The following is a 24217-nucleotide window of genomic DNA, read 5'->3' as shown; positions in this document are numbered from 1 at the left end:
ACGCGAAGCCCGTTGGTGGGACACCGCGGAACCGGCTTTGCCGGGCCGCTGGTGTCGCCCCCTCACAGGGGGTGGGCGAAGCGCAGCGCAGCCTGGGGGTCGAGTTCGTGGACTGCCGCTAGGCAGCCACGAACTCGTTCCACTTCCTGACCATGTATTCGTTTTCGTCCATCACGGCGTTCCAGCACGCGATGCCGCCCATGCGCTCCTCGTAGCTGCCGCCGTCGCGCAGCGCGCCGGCCTTGGCGATGACGTCGCCCTGCGGGCTCTTGATGTCCTGCGCGGCGGGCTTGCCTTCCATCCAGTAGGCCCACTCGTAGGGCTCCATCTTGGCCTTGGCTGTTTCCAGCACGGCGCTGTAGTAGCCCTGGCGGTTCAGGTAGGCGCCGGCCCAGCCGTCGAGGAACCAGTTGATGAACTCGTAGGCGCCGTCGAGCTTCCTGCCCGACAGCGTGGCCGGCAGGCCGAAGCCCGAGGCCCAGGCGCGATAGCCTTCCTTCAGTGGCTGGAAGGTGCAGGCGATGCCTTTGCTGCGCACCGCGGTCACGGCCGGCGACCACATCGACTGGATCACCACCTCGCCCGAGGACATCAGGTTGACCGACTCGTTGAAGTCCTTCCACAGCGCGCGGAACTGGCCCGCCTTCTTGGCCTCGATCAGGGTCTTGATCGTCAGGTCGATCTCGGCCTTGGTCATGTTGCCCTTGTCGGCGTACTTGTGGATGCCCTTGGCCTCGACCACCATCGCCGCGTCCATGATGCCGATCGACGGGATGTTGAGGATCGCGGCCTTGCCCTTGAACTCGGGGTTCAGCAGCTCGGCCCAGGAGCCGATCGGGCGCTTGATGAGGTCGGGACGGATGCCCAGCGTGTCGGCGTTGTAGGTGGTCGGGATCAGCGACATGAACTGCGTCGGCGTCTTCGAGAAGGCCTTGCTCTTCTCGCCTTCGAGGAAGATCACCTTGATCGGCGCCGTGCCCTGGTCGCCGACCTTCTTGCCCGCGACCTCGCCCTTGGTGAACAGCGAGGTGATCTTGTCGGCGTTCTTCACGCGCCGGGTGTCGATGCCCTTCAGGTTGCCGGTCGGCACGATCTTCTTCAGCGAGAAGTACTCGGTGTCGATCAGGTCGAAGCTGTTCGGCGCGGTCACGGCGCGCTTGGTGACGTCGTCGGTGGTGACGGCCACGTACTGGATCTCGATGCCGGTGTCGGCCTTGAACTTCTCGGCGATCGCCTTGTCCTGGTTGACCGCGGTGCCGAGGTAGCGCAGCACGATCTTCTCCTGCGCATGGATGGCGGGGAACACGCCCGCCGCGAGGATGCCCGCGGTGCCCTGCAGCAGCGTGCGGCGCTGCACGCCGGCGGTGGGGGTGTCGATTTTCTTGGACATGGGAGGTCTCCTGGGAGGCGGTGGTGATGAATGGGGAAGAACCGAAATGCGGGGGCGTGCGTGGTGGGGCGCCCTCAGGCCGCCATCGCTGCCAGGGCCGCCATCGGCGCGCGCCGGGCCGGTGGCGTGCCGCCACCGCGCGCCTCGGGGCGGGTGGCACCGGGGCCCAGCGTCCGCGCGTCGGCCGCGGCCCACGAGAGGCGCACGCTCTCGCCGGGCGCGTAGTTGCGGGCGGCGAAGTCCTTCTCGGTCAGCAGCACCGAGACGTTGGCGAACTCCGGGGGCACGCCCGCGAGGCGCAGGCCCAGCAGCACGTAGGTGCCCTGGTAATCGACATCGGTCACGTGCGCGGGCAGTCCGGTGTCGCCGCCGACGGCACCCGCGGGCGCGATCCGCATGTGGTCGTTGCGCACCGCGACCAGCCCGTCGTCGAGCGCGAACACGTTGTGGCCGCCCATGAAACGGGCCACGAATTCGCTGGCCGGATGGTTGTAGACGTCGTGCGGCGAGCCGACCTGCTCGATCAGTCCGTTGTTCATCACCACCATGGTGTCGGCCAGCGCCATCGCCTCCTCCTGCGAGTGCGTGACGTGGATGAAGGTGAGGCCGAGTTCCTTCTGCCAGCGGCGCAGCTCGGCGCGCATCTGGATCCGCAGGAAGGGGTCGAGCGCGGACAGCGGCTCGTCGAGCAGCAGCACGCGGGGTTCGGTGATCAGGGCCCGCGCCAGCGCCACCCGCTGCTGCTGGCCGCCCGAGAGTTCGCCCGGCTTGCGCTCGGCCAGGTGTCCCATCGCGACCCGTTCGAGCAGGTTGGCGGCGCGCCTGTGGCGTTCGCTTTTCGAGACGCCTTTCATCTTGAGGCTGAAGGCGACGTTGTCGAGCGCCGACAGGTGCGGGAACAGCGCGAAGCTCTGGAACATCATCGCGGTGCCGCGCGCCGCCGCCGGCAGGTTCGTGATGTTGCGGTTGTCCAGCAGGATGTCGCCGCCCGAGGCCGACTCGTGGCCCGCGACCATGCGCAGCGTGGTGCTCTTGCCGCAGCCCGAGGGGCCCAGCAGGCAGCAGTAGCTGCCGCTGGCGATGCGCAGGTCGATCTGATCGACCGCGGGCGGCGTGCCGGCGGCGTAGCGCTTGCTCAGCGCGACGATTTCAACGGCTGCGGGCGGAGGGGCGGTGACAGCATCCATTGCGGATGCCATCGCAAGACATGTGCCAGCGAACCGGCCTGCCGCCGGCTTGCCGTCGCGCCGTGCTGGTGCACGCCGCGGGCCGCGTCAAGGTGGTGCGAAGCGGGCCGCCGCCACACTGCGCAGCAGGGCGTCGCGCTGCGGCTTGCTGATGCCACGCACGCCTTCGGCCACCCACTTCGCGCGCTCGGCGTTGATGGTGCCGTCATGCTGCCACTTGCGCACCGCGGCGGCCGGGTTGTTCAGCATGGCGGCCAGCCAGACCGCCTGCGCCGGCTCGAGGTTGCGCGCGGAGCGCTTGAAATAGGTGCGCGCCGCCGTTTCGGCGCCGCAAATCCGGGCGCCCCAGGGCGCGTTGTCGAGGTAGAGCTGCAGGATGCGCGCCTTGCCCAGCGTCTGCTCCATTTCGACCGCGTAGAGCAGCTCGCGCAGCTTGCGGTCGGCGCTTTGCTCGCCACCCGTCACCAGCATCTTGGCGAGCTGCTGGGTCAGCGTGCTGCCGCCGCGCTCGGCCTTGGCGGCCTTCTGGTTGATTTCGAGCGAGGCCGTCAGCTCGACGATGTCGTAGCCCGGATGGTTGAAGAAGCGCTGATCCTCGGCCGCGATCACGGCGCGCGCCAGCCAGCTCTCGTTGCCGAGCCGGCTCGGTGCACCGCAGCTGGTGCGGGCGCTGGCGATCGCCTCGGTGCCCAGTCCGTCGACCGTGAAGTCGGCGATGCGCGGCTGCAGCGTGAAGGTGCCGGCGGGCAGCACCACCTGGGCGTTCAGCGCCAGCGTGCCGCCGATGCGGGCGCGCTGCAGCTCCGCCAGGCCGGGCGTCAGCGCCGCGTACCAGCGCGTGATGGGCGTTTCGGGCACATGGATGTCGATCGACAGGGCCTTCTGCGTCAGCCGGCCGTTCCAGCGGGCGTGCAGGATCCCGTCGTCGCCGCCGGCCGCCGTCGCCGGCCGTCCGGGCGGCGCGGCCTCCAGCACGCCGCTGAGCGTGCCGGCGTCGCGGCGCACCGTGCCTCGCAGGCTGTCGAGCCGGATCGGCTGGCTGCCCAGCGCCGGCACCGTGGCGCTGCAGGGCGCACACCGGAGTTCCAGGGTTTCGGTCGCTGCGTTCCAGCCGAACAGGACCGGGCCGTGGGCGGTGTCCAGCGTTCGGCCGGCCAGCCAGGGCGCGAACCAGGTCGAGGTGGCCAGGCGGATCGCGGTCGGGACCCCGACATCGATCGCCACCGGGCCGGCCTGGATGCGCGCCGGCCACTCGTCGCGGCCGGGTGCCAGCGCCACCTTGAGGATCAGGAACACCGCGACCGCCGCAGTCAGCACCAGGGCCAGGGTCGCGAAAAGCAGGTAAACCAGCGCTTTCTTCAGCAAATCACTCTCACTCTGTCAATGTTCCATCACGCCATCGTGTGACCCGCGATGCATGAAACCGGCGTCTCCCGATGCCAGGGATACCGCGGAACCGGCTTTGCCGGGCCGCTGGTATCGCCCCCTCGAGGGGGCGGCGCCGCCGGCGCTTCGGGGGTGTTTCAATGCGCGTCACTCGATCTGTCTGGCCAGGGTCACAGCTTGCCACGGGCCGCTCGAGCGGCCGCTGGCCGCCGCCCAGTACCAGGCTGAAGTGTCGGTGAAAGCATCGCCCCCCGCGTCGACGATGCGCTCGCAGACGCGGATTTTTTGCCTGGCGCCGCGCTCGGCGACGAAACAACGCCACAGTCTTTCGTGCAGGTCGCGTTCCAGACGGGCCTGGGCGATGCCGTAGCCCAGGGCGCGGTAGCAGTCGGCAGCCGGGTGCAGCATGCGGGTCGGGGCGTTCACCTGGCGCAGCACCAGCACCTGTTCGCCGTCGGTCAGGCGCGCGATGGCGCCCGGAAAGCGTTCGGCGAAGCGGCGTTCGACGGCGCTCATCGCCAGCGGTCGCAGCGGCGCGCCGTCCCATTCGCTGGGCCATTCCTGGAAGACGGCGGCGGCAGCGGCCGGCGTCGATCGGTGCAGCGCCGAGCCGGCCGACCAGGCCAGGCAGAGCCCCATGGCGAGCGCGAACACCGCCTTGTGCAGGATGCGATGCACGAAGCGGTTGGCGAAGCAGCGGTCAAAGAGCGGGATTGCCATGCCGGCCTCCTCGGGAAGTGGTCATCACCCATGCGATGCAGCCGCAGACCCCGGCCAACAGCGCGAGCCCGAAGGCATCGTGCAGCCAGGGCGCCGGCGCCTGTCCGATGGCCTCGAGGGCCACCAGCGCGCTGTTGCGCACGATGTTGCCGGCCAGCACCAGCAGGCCGACGGCCGGCAGCCGTGCCAGGAACCCCCGGTCGTCGCGCCGGGCCCAGAGCGCGACCACGCACGCCGTGAAATAGCCGAGCCAGACCATCTGCACGCCCGAGCAGGGCGCGTCGACGATGACCAGCCGGCCTTCGATCCACAGGCTGCTGCCTTCGCGCGCCACGTCGAAGCCCGGCGCCAGCAGCCAGCGGCTGGCCTCGGCGGTGACCACGCGCAGCGGGTAGCCGGCATAGAACTGCAGCGAGGACAGCAGCGGCAGCGCCAGCACCGCCAGCCCGGCGACCGGCCATGCGGCCACCTGCCGAGGCAGGAAGGCCAGCAGGCCGCAGGCCAGCGCCAGCATGGCAACGAGGGCGGCGGCCAGGGGCGGCAGCGAAGGCAACGGGCCGGCGCCGGTGCGCAGCAAGGTGGCGGCGAGCGTCGCCAGCCCGGCCAGCGCCAGCCAGCCGAGGCGCGGCGCAGCGCGCAACTCGCGTCGCAGCGCGGCGACCAGCAGGCCCAGCGCTGCGAGTGCCAGCAGGCCGAGCGGATCGTCCGAGCGGTCCAGCATGCGCCGTCCCATCCAGAGCCAGGTCGGCGCCAGTGCGGCGGCCTGCAGCGCGAGCCAGGCCAGGGCCGGTGCGCGGTCGAGCCGGATGCCGGCCTCGAAGAGGCGCGGGTGGCGGCTTGCGAGAGAGGCAAGAGTCATCGTCGTCCTTTTTCTGATCAGTTGAGGACAGAGCAAAAACTGCTTCGCACTTTGTTGGTCTGTCCCGCAAGGTTTCACGAAGTCAGCCGCCGGCGGTCGTTGCGGCGGGCGCGGCGCCGCAGCATCGCCAGCATCGAGAGCACCACCGCGATCGCGCCCAGCGTTTCGGGCTCCGGCGTGCTCGGCACCTCGGCGCCCAGGTTCTGGCCGAGCGCGAGTTCGCCCACGCCCTGCGGCAGCGGCAGCGGCTGGTCGACGCTGGCGCCGTTCTGCGGCGCCGCGTTGCGCACCACCTGGTCGATCGCGATGAAGCTGGTGTACTGCGTGAGCAGGCCGTAGCGCAGCCCCAGGTCGGTGATGCGCTGGCGCAGGTCGTCGCCGCCCTCCAGCGCTTCCTGGTCGGAGAGGCTCGCGATCCGATGGCGCGCCCACAGGCTGCGCAGCGCGGCCGCGTCCCGGCGCGCCTGCGGGTCCACCTTCAGCACCTGCTGGTACGGACCTTCGGCGCTGCGGCCTTCGATCACGAGCCGGCCCCTGGCCTCGCCGCGCCACTTGCCGAACAGGATCACCGGGCGCTCGCCGAGCACGTCGGGCAGCGCCATCGGCTCCACCTCGTAGACATCGAGGCCCTCGAAGCGCGCCTTCACCTGGGTCAGCACCGGCGACTCGACCATGCGGCGGAAGCGCGCGGCCTGCTCGGGCGCCTGGACCGGGTCGGTGATCACGAAGGGCTCGCCCATGCCGGCGCGCGCCAGGCCTTCCATCAGGTGGCGGTTGACCGACGAGCCGATGCCGAAGGCGAACAGGTTGGCCTTGGACAGGTTCCTGCGCACCAGCTCGAAGGCCTCGCGCTCCACGGTGACGTAGCCGTCGGTGACCACCACGAGGGTGCGCGAGACGCCCTCGGCCTTCGGTTCGGCATAGGCGCGCTTCAGTGCCGGAATCAGCTCGGTGCTGCCGCCGCCGCCGTAGTTCTGGATCGTTGCCAGCGCCTGCGTGATATTGGCGCGGGTGGCCGGCACCGAGTGCGGCGACAGCATCCGGTTGCTGCCCGAGAACAGCAGCACGTTGAAGGTGTCGCTGGGCCGCAGGCCGCCGATCAGGCGCTCCAGCATGACCTTGGCGGTGTCGAGCGGGAAGCCGTGCATCGAGCCCGAGATGTCGACCACGAAGATGTAGTCGCGCGGCGAGACGGCGTTCGCGGCCACCGACTTCGGCGGCTCGACCATCGCGAGGAAGAAGTTCTCGGAATCGTCGCCGTGGCCCTGGTAGAGCATCAGCCCGGACTGGATCCGCTCGCCCGCGAGCCGGTAGTCGAGCACGAAGTCGCGGTTGTCGGCCGGCCCGGCGCTGCCGGCCAGCGCGACGTCGGCATGGGCGTCGCCATCGCGCCGGGCGACCTCGATCGAATGGCTCGGCGAGCGCACTTCCTGCAGCGCCATCGGCACGTCGAGCGCGACCTTGAGCTTGAAGGCGGTGCCCGGTGCGACCGCGGCCCGCAGCGTCGGCTGCGCCACCCAGCGGGCCTGCGCGTTCTCCGACTGGGGGCTGTTGTAGCGCGGCCCGACCACGGTCGGATAGACGAACTGGTAGTTGCCGCCCTGCGGCACCAGCAGCTCGGTGTAACGCAGCGCCACCTTGACCTCGTCGCCCGGCAGGATGTTGGCGACGTTCATCTGGAACACGTTGGGCAGGTGCTGCTCGAGCAGCGCGGCGGTCCTGCCTTCCTTCTTCGCGGCCTCGTAGTCGATGCGGGCCTGCGCCTTCTCGCGGATCTGCGCCGTGATGAGGCGGTCGCCGATCCGCACGTGCAAGGCGCCGACCGCGGCGCGGGTCGAGCCCGGGAACACGTAGCGCGCCTCGATCGCCCGCTGGCCCTCGTTGCGGTAGGTCTGCATGACGGTGACGTCGGCGATCACGCCCGAGATCTTCACGTCGACCTCCGTGCCCTTGAGCGGCAGGCGGTCGAGTTCGGGATCGTCGCTCTTGACGAAGAAGTAAGGGCTCTCGGTCTTCGCACGCGGGCCCGGTGCTTCCTGCGCATGCAGCGGGCGGGCGCTCAGGGCGAGAAAGCTTGCGGCGGCCAGCGTCACGGTGACGAGCCAGAGCCAGCGGCCGGGGCGGGTGGGGGTGGGGGTGGCAGGGGCGTCCATGGTGTTGTTCTTTCTCCTTCTCGTGCGAACTTGCACGGTGCCCACTGTCGAGAGCGAGCGAGAAGGCAGTGGGAAGGCTTCTTGAAGTCCGGCGCGGCCGATGCAGGCTTGTGTGAAGTCCGTGTGAAGTCCCGCGAGCCGGCACTTCACACGGATATCGCGCCCATGGGGAACCATCGCGGCCTGTTCCTGCTCCCTCCCTGCCATGACCTCTCCCTCCGCAACCCCCTCCCGAGCGCCGACCTGGCGCCGCCCGGTGGCCTGGATCGCTGCGCTGTCGGCCGGCACCGTCGTCGTCCTGGCGATCGCCGGAGGCATCGCGGTGGCCACCATCTACCCACGGCTGCCCGACATCGCGGAGCTGTCCGACTACCAGCCCAAGCAACCGCTGCGGGTCTATTCGGCCGAAGGCACGCTGATCGGCGAGTTCGGCGAGGAGCGCCGCAACCTGACGCCCTTCGCGCAGATTCCGAAGGTCATGAAGGACGCGGTGCTGGCGGTAGAGGACGCGCGCTTCTACGAGCACGGCGGTGTCGACTACAAGGGCTTCGCGCGTGCCGCGCTGGCCAGCCTGCAGGGCGGGCGCAAGCAGGGCGCCTCGACCATCACGATGCAGGTGGCGCGCAACGTCTACCTGAGCTCGGAGCGCACGGTGCGGCGCAAGACCTGGGAGATCCTGCTGGCGCTGCGCATGGAGCGCGAACTCACGAAGGACCAGATCCTCGAGATCTACCTGAACCAGATCTACCTGGGCAACCGGGCCTACGGATTCGCGGCTGCGGCCGAGGCCTATTTCGGCAAGCCGCTGCAGGACGTCACGATCGCCGAGGCCGCGATGCTGGCCGGCCTGCCGAAGGCGCCTGGCACCAACAACCCGGTGGCCAACCCGCGCCGCGCGCGCGCCCGCCAGCTCTACGTGATCGACCGCATGCAGGAGACCGGCTTCATCAACGCCGCGCAGGCCGAGCTGGCGCGCAAGGAGCCGCTGCAGCTGCGCGACGCCGCCGATCCGTCGCGGCTGCATGCCGAGCACGTGGCCGAGACCGTGCGCCAGATGATGCATGCGCAGTACGGCGACAGCATCTACACCAGCGGCCTCAAGGTCACGACCTCTCTGATCGCGGCCGAGCAGCAGGCGGCCTATCGCTCATTGCGCCGCGGCATCATGGACTACGAGCGGCGCCAGGCCTATCGCGGGCCCGAGGCGGTCGTCGACCTGCCGGCCGATCCGAAGTTGATCGACGACGCGGTGGACGATGCGCTGGCCGAGCATCCGGACAACGGCGACCTGATCGCCGCGGTGGTGCTGCAGGCCGGCGCCAAGGAGGTCACGGCGGTGCGCGCCAATGGCGAGACGCTGCAGATCAGCGGCGAGGGCCTGAAGCCGGCACAGTCGGGCCTGTCGGAGAAGGCCGCGCGCAACATCCGCATCCGACCCGGCGCCGTGATCCGGGTCGCGCGCACGCCGAAGAACAGCTGGGAGATCACGCAGTTGCCCGAGGTCGAAGGCGCCTTCGTGGCGCTCGATCCGCGCACCGGCGCGATCCAGGCACTGGTCGGTGGCTTCGACTTCGGCAAGAACAAGTTCAACCACGCGACGCAGGCCTGGCGCCAGCCGGGCTCGAGCTTCAAGCCCTTCATCTATTCGGCCGCGCTCGAGAAGGGCTTCACGCCGGCCACCGTGATCAACGACGCCCCGCTGTACTTCGAGGCGGGCGCCAACGGCACGGCCTGGGAGCCGAAGAACTACGACGGCGGCCACGAAGGCCCGGTCACGCTGCGCCGCGCGCTGCAGCAATCGAAGAACCTGGTCACGCTGCGGGTCATGCAGTCGATCGGCGCCGACTATGCGCAGGACTGGGTCACGCGCTTCGGCTTCGAGCGCGAGAAGCAGCCGGCCAACCTGCCGATGGCGCTGGGCGCTGGTTCGGTGACGCCGATGCAGATGGCGGCCGGCTATGCGGTGTTCGCCAATGGCGGCTATCGCGTCAATCCCTACCTCGTGACGCGTGTCACCGATGCCCGAGGCAAGGTCCTGATGGAGACCGAGCCGCCGGTGCTGGACGAGGCCCGGCGCGCGATTCCCGAACGCAATGCCTTCCTGATGGACTCGCTGCTGCAGAGCGTGGTGAAGGGCGGCACGGCCTCCAGGGCCTACCAGGCGCTCCGGCGCGACGACCTGTACGGCAAGACGGGCACCACCAACGACTCCTTCGACACCTGGTTCGCGGGCTTCCAGCCGACCCGGGTCGGCATCGCCTGGGTCGGCTACGACACGCCGCGCCAGCTCGGCGTGCGCGGCGAGACCGGCGGCAGCCTGAGCCTGCCGATCTGGACCGGCTACATGCAGGCGGCGCTCAAGGGCGTGCCGGTGGCTGCGCTGAAGCCCGCGGACGGCGTGGTGCAGGTCGACGGCGAGTGGTATTTCGACGACTACGCGCCTGGCCGCGGCGTGGCCAGCCTGGGGCTGGACGCCGCGCTCGCGCCGCTGCCTGCCGAGGACCTGGCCGGCGTGCCGGTGAGCCCGCCGGCGCCGCCGGAGGAGCGCAGCCGCATCCTGGACTTTTTCCGGTAGCCGCGCCGCGCAGCGGCGCGGGGTCCCTACACTCGCTGCTGCTCAACGCCCTCGCGACCGCTTCATGGAAACTCTCACCCTGGTGACGCTCATCGTCATCGGCGCCTATCTCCTCAAGTCCAATGACCAGCGCCGGCGCATCGCGCTGCTGGGCAGCCACCTCGGCCACTACCAGATCGAGAAGCTCATGGAGAACCTCACCGAGGGCTACCTGCGCTGCCTCGGCGAGGACGACCCCGAACGCCGCGAACAGATCTGGCGCCTGCTCGACACCACCGAGGAAAAACTGTCGGCCCAGTTCGACAGCTTCGCGGCCGAGTTCGCCCGGGTCGGCGAAAAGGAGGCGCGGGTCAGCAAGCTGCCGCTCGCGCTGCCCTTCGTGCAGCAGCTGTTCCCGGCCGCGACCTTCGATCTGCGCCAGGCCTTCGCGATCCACGCGCGCGGCATCGCCGGGGTCATGCGCAACGAGCTGCACCGGCCATCGAAGGCCAAGGCCTTCATGATGTCGGCCGAGCTGTTCCTGATGCAGCACAGCTGCCATTGGTACTGCAAGTCGAAGACCGTGGCCTCGGCGCGGCTGCTGGCGCGCCACAAGACCTCCTACGAGCAGGTGCTCGACGCGGTGAGCCCCGAGACCCGCAAGGCCTACCGGGAGCTCACCGGTCAGTGATGTGACAGCAGCGGCAGCGTGAGGGTGGCCAGTGCGCCGCCGCGCGGTGCGTTCGCGAGCTCGACCCGGCCGCGGTGCAGCGCCGCGATCTCCTTCACGAAGGCCAGGCCGAGGCCGGTGCTCTTCTTCTGGTTGTGCGGCCGGGCGAGCGAATAGAACTTCTCGAACACCTTGTCCTTGGCGTAGTCCGGGATGCCCTGGCCGCGGTCGCGCACGCTCACGATGGCGCGGCGCGAGCTGGCCTCCAGCGCCAGCAGCACCTCGGCGCCCGCGGGCGAGAAGTCGATCGCGTTGTCGAGCAGGTTGCTGATCGCGCGGCGCAGCAGGAAGGGATCGCCCTCGACGCTGGCCTCGGCGTGGATCGCCACCTGCACGCGGACCTCGCGCCTGGCGGCCGCCGCCCGGGCGCCGGCGGCCACGTCCTGCAGCAGCGGGGCCAGCGCCACCGGTTCGCTGCGGTCCAGCGCGCGCCGCGTCTCGAGCGCGGTGAGCTCCATCATGCGGTCGACGATCTCCTGGATGCGCTGGGTCTCGTGCGCGATGTTGCCGAGGAAGCGTTCGCGCTCGGCCTGCGGCATCGAGGGCTCCTGGATCAGCTCGGCGGCGCCGCGGATCGCCGACAGCGGGCTCTTGATCTCGTGCGTGAAGGTCTGGACGTAGTCGGCGACGTAGTTGCGGCCGGTGAAGGCGTCGCGCATCTCGCCCAAGCCGCGGCGCACCGTGTCGACCGCCCGGCGCAGCATGCGTCCGAGGCTCAGGCTGCGCTGGGCGCGCAGCCAGCCCACGTAGTCCGAGATCAGCCCGAAGGGCCGCACCAGCCAGATCGAGACGATCACCGCGCCCACCAGCAGCGCCAGCGCCGAGCCGACGCCGACCCCCAGCGTGCGGGCCCGGGCGTCCTCGACGAACTGGCCGAAGCTCTGCACCGGCTTGCCGACGCTGACCACGCCGACGATCTCGTTGCCCCAGCGCACCGGCGCGCCCACGTACATCACCGAGCTCAGCGGATCGCCCGCGATGTCGCGCGTGGTGCGGGCGCCGTAGGTGCCGGCCAGCGAGCGCTTGACGTCGCTCCACTGGGAGAAGTCGGCACCGAGGTTGCGGCCCAGCGAATCGAACAGCACGCGGCCGTTGCGGTCGGTGACATACATGCGCAGTTCGACGTGGCGCTTGTGCAGGTTGTAGATCTGGGCCGAGAACTGGCGCGCATAGGCCGAGCGGAATAGCGGCTCGAGCCGCGTGGTGTTGATCGCGCCGGCGATCACGTCCTGTTCGACCAGGCTGGCCATCAGCTGCGAAGCCTCGACCAGCGACTCCTCCGCCGACTCGCGGTAGCGCGGGTCGATGTCGATCACCACGCGGTAGAGCAGGAAGGCGATGCCCGCCGTATAGATCAGCAGGATGCCGATGAAGATGCGCGTGCGGCTCGTCACTTCATGGCCCCCACGCTCCCCCACTGCGTGTGGGTCGCTGCCCCCCGAGGGGGCTGCAGGCCGCCTTGGGGCGGCCCGGCGCCGGCCTGGGCCCCCACGCTCCCCCACTGCGTGTGGGTCGCTGCCCCTCGAGGGGGCCGCTGTCCGTCTTGGGAGCGGCCCGGCGCCGGCCTGGTGCTCATGGCGCCGACGGCAGGTCTTCGTTCAACGCGTAGCCCGTCCCGCGCAGCGTGCGGATCGGATCGACCTCGGGCGCGATCGCCTTGAGCTTGGCGCGCAGGGTCTTCACGTGCGCATCCACCGTGCGGTCGAAGCTGTCGCTGGCCTCGTCCCAGACCAGGCGCAGCAGGTCGTCGCGCGTGTAGACGCGGCCGGGCCGCTGCACCAGCAGCCGCAGCAGGCCGTACTCGTAGCGCGAGAGTTCGAGCAGGCGGCCGTAGTAGCGAATCTGCATGCGCTCGCTGTCGAGCGCGAACGGCGTGGCCGGCGCCTGCGGGGCCGGCGTCGGGGCGGTGGGCGCCGCCGCGGGAGCTGACGTGCCCTGCGCGCCGCGTCCGCTGCGGCGCAGGATGGTCCGCACCCGGGCCACCAGCTCGCGTGGCGAGAAGGGCTTGGCGATGTAGTCGTCGGCGCCGAGCTCGAGGCCGACCACGCGATCGATCTCGTCGCTGCGCGCGGTCAGGAACAGCATCGGCACCTGTGCACCGCCGGGCAGGGCCTGCAGCCGCTTGAACAGCTCGAAGCCGTTCATGTCGGGCAGCCCGACGTCGAGGATCGCGAGCGCGGGCGGCTCGGCCGCGAACTGCGCGATGGCCTGCTCCGCAGTGGCGCACCAGACCGGCACGAAGCCGTCGGTGCGCAACACGTATTGCAGGGTGTCGGCGATGCCGGACTCGTCTTCGGCGATCAGGATCCGGGGGTGAAAAGGCATGGGCGGATGGTAGCGGGGCGCTCGCCCCGCGCTGGCGACCCGCGCTCCGGGCGCGCGCGGCTCAGCGCAGATCGAAGCAGCAGCCGGAGTAGAAGGCCTTGTCGCCGCCCTCGACGAACGGGACCTCGATCGGCTTGCCTTCATTGCGCCAGGCATCGCGGCGCTGGTACCCGGACTCCATCAGTTCGTTCAGCAGGGCGTCCTGGTGCTGGATGCGGTAGGGACAGACCGCGAAGCCGATGCTGTTGAGCGTGAAGAGCGTCCGGTCGGGGTGCGTCGCTGCCGTGTTGATCACGATGCGCTTCGGCTTCACGGGCATCTGGGCCAGCATTTCCGAGATCCGCAACGGCAGGTATTGCAGGCTGCCCGAGGCATAGAGGACGTCGTAGCCGCTGGCGTTGCGAAAGTCGGTCGTGAAGTCGAGCTGGGACGTCGCTTCGCGCTGGACGGCGAGCTCCTGGCCCGTCTGCACGACGCCGGGCAGGTCGCAGACCGTCCAGCGCAGGTTCGCAGGGTAGGGAAGCACGCGGCGGAAGGCGTAGTACTTGATCCCGACATGGCCACCCAGGTCGAAAACGCTGCGCATGCCCCCGTCGAGCGCCCGGCCGAGCCAGAACAGGCCTGGGTAGTCGTAGAAATAGAGCTGGTGGCTATAGAGCGTCTTGGCCGCCTCGGCGTCGTCGTAGCCTACCGCCTTGCCGGCTGGCGCATTGGATTCCGCATCGGCGAAGCTCTCGAACGAGCCCATGAACAGGTTCTCGCTCTCGGGGTTCTCCAGGAACTTGCGCCGATAGGCGGCTTCGCGAACGGAGGAAGGCAACAGGCTCGAGAACATGGAGCGTCTTTCTGACCAGGTGAATTTTTTGCTGCACGCATTTTGCACTTTGAAACACAAAGTATTCAACTGTTCTCTTGCTTTGGCGTGCTGCGCGTCCTGGGGCGCTGGAGAAAGAAGGCTATTGGGCCTGGTAGCCGGCGTTCTCGATCGCCACAATGATGTCCCGTCGAGGATGCTCGCTGACCACATCGACGTGGCCGGTCTCGAGATCGACCGTGACCTGCGCACTGGGATCGATCGTCTGGACGGCGCTCTGCACCACACCGGCGCAGTGGCCGCAACTCATGCCCGTGACCTGGAACTTCTGGCTCATCGTGATTGCTCCTTCATGTGAACGAGTGGCGAGTTTGAACCTTTCCGCCATGCCAATGTCCAGCATGGGGGTGCTGCGTGCTGTACAAACAGCCGATATTTTTTGATTCCCCTTCCCATGCGAATCCTACTGGTCGAAGACGATGAAGTCCTGAGCGGCGTGATGCTGCGCAGTCTGGGTGACGCCGGCCATCGCGTCGACGTGGCGGCCAACGTCGAGGACGCCGACCACCTGTGGCGCGTGCAGACCTTCGATGCCGTGCTGCTGGACCTGAACCTGCCGGCCACCGCGAGCCCGACCAGCGGGCTGGCCAGCGGCCTGGTCGCGCTGCGCCATGCGCGCGGCCGCGGCGACCGCACGCCGGTGCTGGTGCTGACCGCGCGCGACCGCACCGACGAGCGCATCGCGGGCCTGGACGCGGGCGCGGACGACTACCTCGGCAAGCCCTTCGACCTGGCCGAGGTCGAGGCCCGGCTGCGGGCGCTGGTGCGCCGGGCCCAGGGCACCGAGGACATCGCGATACTCGGGCACCTGCGGCTCGATCGGCGGGCTCGCCGCTTCGCGGTCGGCGGCGTCCCGCTCGACCTGCCGGCGCGCGAGTTCGAGGTGCTGTGGGAGCTGATGAGCCCGCCGGGCCGCACGGTCAGCAAGCGCGAGCTGTCGGACAAGCTGTCGACCTTCGACGAGTCCCTGGGCGACAACGCGCTCGAGGCCTTCATCTCCCGCCTGCGCAAGAAGCTGGTCGCCAGCGGCGCCGTCATCCGCACCCTGCGCGGCATCGGCTACCTGATGGAAGCCGAGACGTGAGTGCGGGCGCGGCAGCGGCGCCGTCGCTGACCGCGCGGGTGCTGCGCCGCGTGCTGCCGCCGCTGGGCCTGACCTGGCTGCTGGGCACGGCGGTGGCACTGCTGGTCGCCAGCTACTTCACCGAGCAGGCCTTCGATCGCGCGCTCCTCGACGACGCCTATTCGGTGTCGGCCAGCGTGCGCGCCGGCGAACGCGGCCTCGACCTCCTGCTGTCGCCGCGCGACATCACCAACGTCCTGTTCGACCAGTCGGAGACGGTCTTCTTCGCGGTGTTGCGGCCCGACGGCTCGCTGCTCGCGGGTGACCAGGGGCTGGTGGCACCGGCACCCGAGGAGGGCGCGCGCCATCGTTTCTCGCGCATCGACTACCGGGGAATGACCTTGCGCGCGGTGGTGCTGGACCACGAGGCGCCGGCCGCCTATCGCGTCGTCATTGCCCAGACCACGCGCGCGCGCGCGATGCTGATCGAGAAGCTTCTGATCTATTCGCTGGCGCCGCAGCTGGTGTTGCTCGCGCTGCTCGCGGGCTGGCTCTGGCGCGGCATCGAGCGCGAGCTTCACCCGTTGGGCGAACTCAGGCGCACGCTGGAGCAGCGCGACGCCCACGACCTGGCGGCGGTGCCGGTGGCGCGCAGTTCGCGCGAACTCGAGCAGCTCGGCGACACGCTCAATGCGCTGCTCGAGCGGCTGGCCCAGAGCGCCTCCGCGCAGCGCGAGTTCGCCGGCAACGTGGCGCACGAGCTGCGCACGCCGCTCGCGGGCATCCGCGCGCTGGCCGACTACGGCCTGGCCCAGCAGAGCCCGGCCGTCTGGCGCGAGCAGTTGCAGCAGATCGCGCAGAGCCAGGCCCGCGCCAGTCGTCTGGTCGACCAGTTGCTGGCGCTGGCGCTGGCCGACGAGGGACGTACCGGCCTGCAACGCGAGACCCTGCGCCTGGACCAGCTGGTGCAGCAGGCGGTGCTTCGGCACCTGGCGCGCGCCGATGCCCGGGGCGTGGACCTGGGCGCGCTCGGCCTGGACGAGGCGGTCACGGTGCAGGCCAATGCCGCGCTGGTCGAGGGCATCCTCGACAACCTGATCGACAACGCGCTGCGCTACGGCGGCCGCACCATCACCGTGGAACTCTCCGGTCTCACGCTCGGAGTGGCCGACGACGGCCCGGGCATCGCGCCCGAGGCCGAGCGCGACCTGCTGCAGCGCTGGGCCCAGGGGCCGGCCGGGCGCAAGCTCGGGCAGGGGGCGGGACTGGGCCTGGCGATCGTGGCCCGCTACGCGAAGCTGCTCGGCGCGGAGCTACGCTTCGCGCGCGCCTCGGAGGCCGGCGGGCTGCGCGTCAGCGTGGCCTTCGAGGCGCCTCAAGCCAGCGCTGGGTAGTCGATGTAGCCCGCTTCGCCGCCGCCGTAGAAGGTGGTCTTGTCCCACGCATTCAGCGGCGCGCCTTCGCGCAGGCGGCGCACCAGGTCCGGATTGGAGATGAAGGGCTTGCCGAAGGCGACGAGGTCATCGCCTTCCTTCAGCGCCTCTTCGGCCAGCGGCTTGTCGTAGCCGTTGTTGACCATCCAGGCGCCCTTGCCGCCCGCCTCGCGGTAGGCCGCCTTGAGGGCCTCGTAGTCGAAGGGTCGATCGTCGAGCTCGCGCGGGCCGCCGGTGGCACCTTCGATGACGTGGATGTAGGCCAGGCCGAGCGGCGCCAGCTGCCTGACGACGTAGTCGAACAGCGGCTGCGGGTCGGCGTCGTGGACGTCGTTGGCGGGCGTGACGGGCGACAGGCGGACGCCGGTGCGGCCGCCGCCGGCCGCATCGACCACCGCGCGCGTCACCTCCAGCAACAGGCGGGCGCGGTTGCGGATGCTGCCGCCGTAGTCGTCGGTGCGCTCGTTGCTCCCGGTTTTCAGGAACTGGTCGAGCAGGTAGCCGTTGGCGCCGTGGATCTCGACGCCGTCGAAGCCTGCGGTCTCGACCGCGTTGCGCGCCGCGGCCGCATAGGCGTGCACGATGCCCGGCAGTTCGGCGGCGTCGAGCGCGCGCGGCTCCGAGGTGTCGACGAAAGTCGGCACGCCGTCCTTGATCAGCACGGTCTTGGTCCTGGCCGTGATCGCGGAAGGCGCCACCGGCTTGCCGTTGTCGGGCTGAAGCTCGGTGTGCGAGACGCGCCCGACGTGCCAGAGCTGGACCACGATCTTGCCGCCCTCGGCGTGCACGGCGTCGGTCACGCGCTTCCAGGCGTCGAGTTGCTCGGTGCCGTAGAGGCCGGGCACATCGGCGTAGCCCTGGCCCTGCTGGCTGATCGCGGTGGCCTCGGTGATCAGCAGGCCGGCCGAGGCGCGCTGTGCGTAATAGGTGGCCGTGATGTCGCGCGGCACCGCATTGGGTGAGCGGTTGCGCGTCAGCGGCGCCATGACGATGCGGTTGCCGAGTGCGAGATCGCCCGCCTGGACGGGATCGAAAAGAGTGCTCATGCCGGAGTGCCTTGTGGTGACGTGAAGGGAAAGACAGAGCTAGGGTAAACCCGCGGTCGCAACCCTGCTGTCGCGAGGTTGTCGCTTTGGTGCTAGGCGCTGCCGCAGAATGGGCCCGCCCCATGCCCTCGACCGCCGCCTCGCTCACGCCCGCCCAAGCCCTCCGTCTCGCGCTGGCCCTGTCGTTGGGCGCCGCCGTGTCGCTCGGCATCACCCGCTTTTCCTATGGCCTGTTGCTGCCGCCGATGCGCGCGGACCTGGGCTGGAGCTATGCGCTGGCCGGTGGAATGAACACCGCCAACGCCGCGGGCTACCTGCTCGGCGCGCTGCTGACGCCGGCCCTGATGCGTCGCTTCGGCGCGGTCCGGCTGCTGGTCGGCGGCGCGTTCGCGGCCAGCCTGTTCATGGCCGCCAGCGGCTTCTTCACCTCGGCCCCGGCCTTGTTGCTGCAGCGGCTGCTGGCCGGCCTCGCGAGCGCCTGGGTGTTCGTCGCCGGCGGATTGCTGGCGGCACGGCTCGGCGTCTCGCAGCCGTCGCGCGCGGGCTTCCTGCTGGGGCTCTACTACGGGGGCACCGGCCTCGGCATCACGCTGTCGGCACTGCTGGTGCCGGCCGTGCTGCAGGCTGCGGCGGGGGCGCCGCACGGCTGGGCCTGGGCCTGGTGGGCGCTGGCGCTGGCGAGCTTCGCCGCGACGGCCGTGCTGGCGCTCGCGGTGCGTGCGATGCCGGGGGAGGGCGTGGGGGTCGCCGGACCGGCGGCGTCGAGGCCGCCGCTCGCGCTCGATGGCGGCTCGCCGCTGCGGCGATTCGGCTGGGCCCTCGCGGGCTACGCGCTCTTCGGTGCCGGCTACATCGGTTACATGACCTTCGTGATCGCGCTGCTGCGCGAGCAGGGTGCGAGGCCGGGCGAGATCACCTTGTTCTACGCCTTGCTCGGCGTCGCCTGCGTCGCGTCGTCGCGGCTCTGGGCGGGCCTGCTGGACCGCTTCCGCGGCGGTGGCCCGCAGGCGCTGCTCAATGCGCTGCTGGGCGTGGCGACCCTGCTGCCCGTGCTGAGCCCGGCCTGGCCGGTGACCCTGGCCTCGGGCCTGATGTTCGGCGCGGTGTTCCTGTCGGTGGTGGCCTCCACCACGGCGCTGGTGCGCCACAACCTGCCGCCGGCCCAATGGGCGACGGGCATCAGCGCCTTCACGATCGTGTTCGCAGCGGGCCAGATCGTCGGCCCCACCGTGACCGGCTGGATCTCCGACGGCCGTGGCGGCTTGGCCGGCGGCCTCGTGGCCTCGGCCCTCACCCTGTGGCTCGGCGCCCTGCTGGCCTGGCGCCAGCGCCCTGCATAGCGCTCGCCCAGGCGGGCGCGTATGCGCAGTTCACAGGCCGGCGCAGCCAGGCCCGTTCGTGAAACACCGCGGATCTGGCTTTGCCAGTCCGCCGGTGTTGCCCCCGGTAGGGGGTGGGCGCCCGGACACGAAGTGCCGGGCAACCTGGGGGCGAGCCTATTTCATCAGGCCTTCGGCCTTCAGGGCCTCCTGCACGGCGGGGCGGGCGGCGACGCGCGTGTGCCAGGCGTTGACGTTTGCGAACTTCGAGATGTCCAGGCCCGTCGGCTTGGTCCAGTTGGTCACCGTGAACAGATAGCCGTCGGCGACGCTGAAGTGCTCGCCCATCAGGAAGTCCTTGTCGGCCAGTTGGCCGTCGAGCCATTCGTAGCGCGACAGCAGCTTGGTCTTCGAGATGGTCTTGGCTTCCTCGGGCATGTTCGGGTTGAACAGCGGCGAGAAGCCCTTGTGCATCTCGGTGCCGACGAAGGTCAGCCATTCCTGCAGGCGATAGCGCTGCATCGTGCCGTTGGCCGGTGCCAGGTTCTTGGTCGGCGCCAGGTCGGCGATGTACTGCACGATGGCCGGGCCTTCGCGCAGGCGCGTGCCGTCGTCGAGTTCGAGCATCGGCACGTAGCCCAGCGGGTTGATGCCGTAGTAGTCGGTACCGTCCTGCAGCTTGTGGCTCTTGGTGCTCGCGAGCACCGGCTCGAAGGCCAGGCCGGCCTCGCGCAGCGCGATGTGGGGGGACAGCGAGCAGGCGCCCGGCGAGTAATACAGCTTCATTCGAAAAACTCCAGTGAATAGGCGAAACGCGTTCTTGACGACGCGAGGCCGATGCTAGCGGTTTCGCGTCGGGCGCGTTTTTGCCTTGTGAGTCGTGCGTGTCGCGACCTTGATTGCTATCAAAATGATAGCACTACTTCCAGTGCCGATGGCCCATGGCGCGGATGCCGGGTCCGGCACGCTTGTCCCCAAAGGGTGCACGGAGGCGCGCCGGCGATTAAAATTGACGCCCCTTTCCGAGAGCGCACGCGTCCTGCGCCCCATTCCATGCTGTACCCCGAAGAATTCGATGTGATCGTCGTCGGCGGCGGCCATGCCGGCACCGAAGCCGCGCTGGCTTCCGCGCGCATGGGCGCCCGCACGCTGCTGCTCACCCACAACATCGAGACCCTGGGGCAGATGAGCTGCAACCCCTCGATCGGCGGCATCGGCAAGGGCCACCTCGTGAAGGAAGTCGACGCTCTCGGCGGCGCCATGGCCCTCGCGACGGACGAGGGCGGGATCCAGTTCCGTGTCCTGAACTCGAGCAAGGGGCCGGCCGTGCGGGCGACCCGGGCGCAGGCCGACCGGGTTCTGTACAAGGCCGCGATCCGGCGCCGGCTCGAGAATCAGCCCAACCTGTCGCTGTTCCAGCAGGCGGTCGACGACCTGATGATCGAAGGCGATCGCGTGGTGGGGGCGATCACGCAGGTGGGCATCGCCTTCCGCGCGCGGGCGGTGGTGCTCACGGCCGGCACGTTCCTGGACGGCCGCATTCACGTGGGATTGGACAACTACCAGGCGGGGCGCGCCGGGGACCCGCCCGCGATCAGCCTGTCGGCGCGGCTCAAGGAGCTGAAGCTGCCACAAGGCCGCCTCAAGACCGGGACGCCGCCGCGGCTCGACGGCCGGACCATCGATTTCTCGAAGTGCACCGAGCAGCCTGGCGACGGCATGCCCGGCGGGGCCGGGCCGATGCCGGTCTTCAGCTTCATGGGCCACAAGGACATGCATCCGCAGCAGATGCCCTGCTGGATCACGAACACCAATGCACGGACGCACGAGATCATCCGCTCGGGTTTCGACCGCAGCCCGATGTTCATGGGCAAGATCGACGGCATCGGGCCGCGCTACTGCCCGAGCGTCGAGGACAAGATCAACCGCTTCGCCGACAAGGAGAGCCACCAGATCTTCCTCGAGCCCGAAGGGCTGACCACCAACGAGTACTACCCGAACGGAATCTCGACCAGCCTGCCTTTCGACATCCAGTACCAGCTGGTGCGCTCGATGGTCGGCCTGGAGAACGCGCACATCCTGCGGCCCGGCTACGCGATCGAATACGACTACTTCGATCCGCGCGAGCTCAAGAGCAACTTCGAGACGCGGGCGATCCAGGGCCTCTTCTTTGCCGGACAGATCAACGGCACCACCGGCTACGAGGAGGCCGCCGCCCAAGGCCTGTTCGCCGGCATCAATGCTGCACTGCAATGCAGAGGGGAGGGGGCCTGGCTGCCGCGTCGCGACGAGGCCTACCTGGGCGTGCTGGTCGATGACCTGATCACCAAGGGCGTGACCGAGCCGTACCGGATGTTTACCAGCCGTGCCGAGTTCAGGCTGCAGCTGCGCGAAGACAACGCCGACATGCGGCTGACCGAGATCGGCCGGAAGCTCGGCTTGGTCGACGATGCGCGCTGGGATGCTTTCTCGCGCAAGCGCGACGTTGTTTCACGTGAAACAGAGCGCTTGCGTTCGATCTGGGTCAATCCGCGCAACCTGCCGGCTGCCGAATCGGAGCGTGTGCTTGGGAAGGCCATCGAGCACGAATACAACCTGGGCGACCTGCTGCGTCGTCCGAACGTCAGCTATGAGTCGCTGATGTCGCTGGACGGTGGGAAGTACGCCGCCGCGGCGACGCCGGGTGCGACCGAGGTGGAGCAGATCGAGATCGCCGCCAAGTACTCGGGCTATATCGATCGTCAGCATGACGAGGTGGAGCGGGCCGCTCATTTCGAGAACCTCAAGTTGCCCGAAACCTTCGACTATGGCCAGGTCAAGGCCCTGAGCTTCGAAGTTCGCCAGAAGCTTGCCAAGCACCGGCCGGAGACGCTGGGCATGGCCTCGCGCATCTCCGGTGTCACGCCGGCGGCGATCTCGCTGCTGATGATCCATCTTCGCAAGGGCGGACACCAGGCCTTTGCCCGGGATGCGGCCACCACAGCAGATCCGGTCGTCGAATGAGCCAGGAGCAATTGCTGCGCGAGGGCTCGGCCGCGCTCGGACTGGACTTGAGCGATCGCCAATGCGAGCGCCTGCTGGCCTACGGCGCGCTGATCCTCAAGTGGAACAAGGTGTACAACCTCACCGCCCTGAGGGATCCGGCGACGGTCCTGACGCACCATCTGCTCGACAGCCTGTCGGTGATCCAGCCGCTCAAGAGGGAATGTCCAGGCGGCGCGCGATTGCTGGACGTTGGGGCGGGCGCCGGGTTGCCCGGGGTGGTGGTCGCGATCCTTCGAGACGACATCCAGGTCACTTGCCTCGACGCCGTGGCCAAGAAGGTGGCATTCGTCCAGCAGGTGGCGTCGGAGCTGGGGCTGAAGAATCTTCGCGGACTGCACGCGCGGGTCGAGATGCTGGCGGGGAGCTACGAGTTGATCAGTTCCCGGGCCTTCGCCTCGTTGGCCGACTTCGTGGCTGGCTCTCGCCATCTGCTGGCGCCGGACGGCGTCTGGATGGCCATGAAGGGCAGGGCGCCGGACGACGAAATCGCCCAGCTTCCGGTGGATTGCGAAGTGTTTCACGTGGAACAACTGTCGGTTCCGGGCCTGGATGCCGAACGCTGCATCGTCTGGATGCGAAAACGCGCCGCCTGACAGGCGCTCATTGCGCCGACCTCGCTTAGACTCGACGCACTCCCATTTCAGGCCATTTCCATGTTCGGCATCGCTGACTACGGCGCGTTCGTCGCCGCCATCATTCTTTTTCTGGCGATACCCGGGCCTGGCAATCTCGCCTTGATCACCTCGACCGGCAAGGGCGGAATCCGTGGCGGACTGGCCGCCACCCTGGGCGTGATCGCCGGCGACCAGGTGCTGATGTGGGCCGCCGTGGCCGGCGTGGCCGCCTTGCTCAGTGCCTACCCGGCCGCATTCAGCGCGGTGCAGTGGCTGGGAGCCGCCTATCTGGCGTGGCTGGGCTTCAAGATGATCCGCGCCAAGCCGGGCGCGGCCCCTATTCTCAATATCCGGCCGCGGCAGTACCTCCAGCAGGCCTTGACGATCACGCTGCTGAACCCGAAGGCCATCGTGTTCTACATGGCCTTCTTCCCTCTGTTCATCGACCCGACGCGGCATCAAGGCTTCTCGACCTTTGCCGCGATGGCCGCCACGATCGCCTTCCTGACCTTCATGTATGGCCTGATCGTGACGCTTCTGACCTATTTCCTGGCCGAGCGCCTGCGCGCCAACCCCCGTGTCTCCGGCATGCTCGGCAAGCTCGCGGGCGTCTTCCTGATCGCCTTCGGCTTCAAGCTGGCCATTTCCAGGTAAGCATGGCCAAGATCTTTTGCATCGCGAACCAGAAGGGCGGCGTCGGCAAGACCACCACCACGGTGAATCTGGCAGCGGGTCTGGCGAGGGTCGGACAGCGTGTCCTGATGATCGACCTCGATCCCCAGGGCAACGCCACCATGGGGTCGGGCGTCGACAAGCGCCAGCTCGAAACCACCGTGTATGACGTCCTGCTGGAGTCGGCCTCGGTGGCCGAAGCACGCGTGAAGTCCGAGAAATGCGGCTACGACATCCTGGGCGCCAACCGCGAACTGGCGGGCGCCGAGGTCGAGATGGTGGCCCTCGATCGGCGCGAAAAGCGCCTGCGCACCGCGCTCGCCGCGGTCGGCGCCGAGTACGACTTCATCCTCATCGACTGCCCGCCCAGCCTGAGCCTGCTCACGCTCAACGGGCTGTGCGCCGCGCACGGCGTGATCGTGCCGATGCAGTGCGAGTACTTTGCGCTCGAAGGCCTGACCGACCTGGTCAACACCATCAAGCAGGTGCACGCCAATCTCAACAAGAATCTGCAGATCATCGGCCTGCTGCGCGTGATGTTCGACCCGCGGATCACCCTTCAGCAGCAGGTGAGCGAGCAGCTCAAGGCCCATTTCGGCGAGAAGGTGTTCGACACCGTGATTCCGCGCAATGTGCGGCTGGCCGAAGCGCCGAGCTACGGACTGCCGGGCGTTGTGTTCGACCCGCTGGCCAAGGGCAGCCAGGCCTTCGTGGCCTTCGCGCAGGAACTGGTCGAGAAGATGCCGCCGGCCAGCGCGCTGGCGTCCGAAGCCGCAGCGCCGCCGGTGCCCGCGCCGATGGATGCGCCTCCCGTCGCCGTCCACGCACCCGACGGTCCTTGACCATT

General features: G+C 69.2%; 21 protein-coding genes. 9 read left to right on the top strand and 12 right to left on the bottom strand.

Going from position 1 to position 24217, the window contains the following annotated elements; translation table 11 throughout:
• Positions 1–118 precede the first annotated feature (118 nt).
• From AB4Z46_RS19590 to AB4Z46_RS19565, 6 genes are all read right to left on the bottom strand, one after another.
• Positions 119–1390: an ABC transporter substrate-binding protein gene (locus AB4Z46_RS19590; protein ID WP_442285199.1), complete on the bottom strand. Its 1272-nt coding sequence runs from the start codon at positions 1388–1390 to the stop codon at positions 119–121.
• 74 nt (positions 1391–1464) lie between these two features.
• On the bottom strand, positions 1465–2577 hold the full coding sequence (locus AB4Z46_RS19585; protein ID WP_442285198.1) for an ABC transporter ATP-binding protein: 1113 nt from the start codon (positions 2575–2577) through the stop codon (positions 1465–1467).
• Between the two features lie 87 nt (positions 2578–2664).
• Entirely contained in the window at positions 2665–3942 is a 1278-nt protein-coding gene (locus AB4Z46_RS19580; RefSeq protein WP_442285197.1) for a biosynthetic peptidoglycan transglycosylase, read from the bottom strand.
• Positions 3943–4110: 168 nt separating this feature from the next.
• On the bottom strand, positions 4111–4683 hold the full coding sequence (locus AB4Z46_RS19575; RefSeq protein WP_442285196.1) for a hypothetical protein: 573 nt from the start codon (positions 4681–4683) through the stop codon (positions 4111–4113).
• Positions 4664–5542, bottom strand: coding sequence for an exosortase Q (gene xrtQ, locus AB4Z46_RS19570; RefSeq protein WP_442285195.1), 879 nt, complete (start codon positions 5540–5542; stop codon positions 4664–4666). Before xrtQ ends, AB4Z46_RS19575 begins: the two co-directional genes overlap by 20 nt.
• Positions 5543–5616: 74 nt before the next feature.
• Complete coding sequence (locus AB4Z46_RS19565) at positions 5617–7695, bottom strand: VIT and vWA domain-containing protein (protein ID WP_442285194.1); 2079 nt, start codon at positions 7693–7695, stop codon at positions 5617–5619.
• 205 nt (positions 7696–7900) lie between these two features.
• Between AB4Z46_RS19565 and AB4Z46_RS19560 the strand changes: the two genes are divergently transcribed.
• A complete protein-coding gene (locus tag AB4Z46_RS19560) occupies positions 7901–10270 on the top strand; it encodes a penicillin-binding protein 1A (protein ID WP_442285193.1) in 2370 nt (789 codons plus the stop codon).
• A gap of 64 nt (positions 10271–10334) precedes the next feature.
• Positions 10335–10940 (top strand): hypothetical protein, encoded by a 606-nt coding sequence (locus tag AB4Z46_RS19555; protein ID WP_442285192.1) that lies wholly within the window; start codon positions 10335–10337, stop codon positions 10938–10940.
• Here the strand turns inward: AB4Z46_RS19555 and creC are convergent.
• The 4 genes from creC to AB4Z46_RS19535 form a co-directional block, all read right to left on the bottom strand.
• On the bottom strand, positions 10934–12373 hold the full coding sequence (gene creC / locus AB4Z46_RS19550; RefSeq protein WP_442285191.1) for a two-component system sensor histidine kinase CreC: 1440 nt from the start codon (positions 12371–12373) through the stop codon (positions 10934–10936). The genes AB4Z46_RS19555 and creC overlap by 7 nt on opposite strands.
• Positions 12374–12551: 178 nt before the next feature.
• Entirely contained in the window at positions 12552–13304 is a 753-nt protein-coding gene (gene creB / locus AB4Z46_RS19545; RefSeq protein ID WP_442285190.1) for a two-component system response regulator CreB, read from the bottom strand.
• A gap of 61 nt (positions 13305–13365) precedes the next feature.
• Positions 13366–14139 carry a TIGR04325 family methyltransferase gene (locus AB4Z46_RS19540; RefSeq protein WP_442285189.1) on the bottom strand — a complete coding sequence of 258 codons (774 nt, stop codon included), beginning with the start codon at positions 14137–14139 and terminating at the stop codon, positions 13366–13368.
• 121 nt (positions 14140–14260) lie between these two features.
• Positions 14261–14455: a heavy-metal-associated domain-containing protein gene (locus tag AB4Z46_RS19535; protein ID WP_442285188.1), complete on the bottom strand. Its 195-nt coding sequence runs from the start codon at positions 14453–14455 to the stop codon at positions 14261–14263.
• Positions 14456–14572: 117 nt separating this feature from the next.
• Between AB4Z46_RS19535 and AB4Z46_RS19530 the strand changes: the two genes are divergently transcribed.
• Together AB4Z46_RS19530 and AB4Z46_RS19525 are read left to right on the top strand one after the other, a co-directional pair.
• Positions 14573–15262 carry a response regulator transcription factor gene (locus tag AB4Z46_RS19530; RefSeq protein WP_442285187.1) on the top strand — a complete coding sequence of 230 codons (690 nt, stop codon included), beginning with the start codon at positions 14573–14575 and terminating at the stop codon, positions 15260–15262.
• Entirely contained in the window at positions 15259–16635 is a 1377-nt protein-coding gene (locus tag AB4Z46_RS19525) for a sensor histidine kinase (protein ID WP_442285186.1), read from the top strand. Before AB4Z46_RS19530 ends, AB4Z46_RS19525 begins: the two co-directional genes overlap by 4 nt.
• On the opposite strand, the gene AB4Z46_RS19520 is transcribed toward AB4Z46_RS19525, so the two are convergent.
• Positions 16617–17720 carry an alkene reductase gene (locus tag AB4Z46_RS19520; protein ID WP_442285185.1) on the bottom strand — a complete coding sequence of 368 codons (1104 nt, stop codon included), beginning with the start codon at positions 17718–17720 and terminating at the stop codon, positions 16617–16619. The two genes, AB4Z46_RS19525 and AB4Z46_RS19520, sit on opposite strands and share 19 nt — an antisense overlap.
• 122 nt (positions 17721–17842) lie before the next feature.
• On the opposite strand from AB4Z46_RS19520, the gene AB4Z46_RS19515 reads away from it, so the two are divergent.
• Positions 17843–19060, top strand: coding sequence for a YbfB/YjiJ family MFS transporter (locus AB4Z46_RS19515; RefSeq protein ID WP_442285184.1), 1218 nt, complete (start codon positions 17843–17845; stop codon positions 19058–19060).
• A 156-nt stretch (positions 19061–19216) separates the two neighbouring features.
• Here the strand turns inward: AB4Z46_RS19515 and gstA are convergent, their stop codons facing one another.
• Positions 19217–19825 carry a glutathione transferase GstA gene (gene gstA, locus AB4Z46_RS19510; protein ID WP_442285183.1) on the bottom strand — a complete coding sequence of 203 codons (609 nt, stop codon included), beginning with the start codon at positions 19823–19825 and terminating at the stop codon, positions 19217–19219.
• Between the two features lie 267 nt (positions 19826–20092).
• Between gstA and mnmG the strand changes: the two genes are divergently transcribed.
• Genes mnmG through AB4Z46_RS19490 form a run of 4 tightly spaced genes read left to right on the top strand, consistent with a single transcriptional unit; the run spans position 20093 to position 24212 of the window.
• On the top strand, positions 20093–22042 hold the full coding sequence (gene mnmG / locus AB4Z46_RS19505) for a tRNA uridine-5-carboxymethylaminomethyl(34) synthesis enzyme MnmG (RefSeq protein ID WP_442285182.1): 1950 nt from the start codon (positions 20093–20095) through the stop codon (positions 22040–22042).
• On the top strand, positions 22039–22677 hold the full coding sequence (gene rsmG, locus AB4Z46_RS19500; protein WP_442285181.1) for a 16S rRNA (guanine(527)-N(7))-methyltransferase RsmG: 639 nt from the start codon (positions 22039–22041) through the stop codon (positions 22675–22677). The genes mnmG and rsmG overlap by 4 nt, the downstream gene beginning before the upstream one ends.
• A gap of 60 nt (positions 22678–22737) precedes the next feature.
• A complete protein-coding gene (locus AB4Z46_RS19495) occupies positions 22738–23352 on the top strand; it encodes a LysE family transporter (RefSeq protein WP_442285180.1) in 615 nt (204 codons plus the stop codon).
• Positions 23353–23354: 2 nt separating this feature from the next.
• A complete protein-coding gene (locus tag AB4Z46_RS19490; RefSeq protein ID WP_442285179.1) occupies positions 23355–24212 on the top strand; it encodes a ParA family protein in 858 nt (285 codons plus the stop codon).
• Positions 24213–24217: the final 5 nt, after the last annotated feature.

It is taken from the genome of Variovorax sp. M-6 (assembly GCF_052114385.1).
Taxonomy (GTDB): domain Bacteria; phylum Pseudomonadota; class Gammaproteobacteria; order Burkholderiales; family Burkholderiaceae_C; genus Variovorax.
Note: the sequence above shows the minus strand (reverse complement) of the source record. Positions and strands in the feature narration are given on the sequence as shown.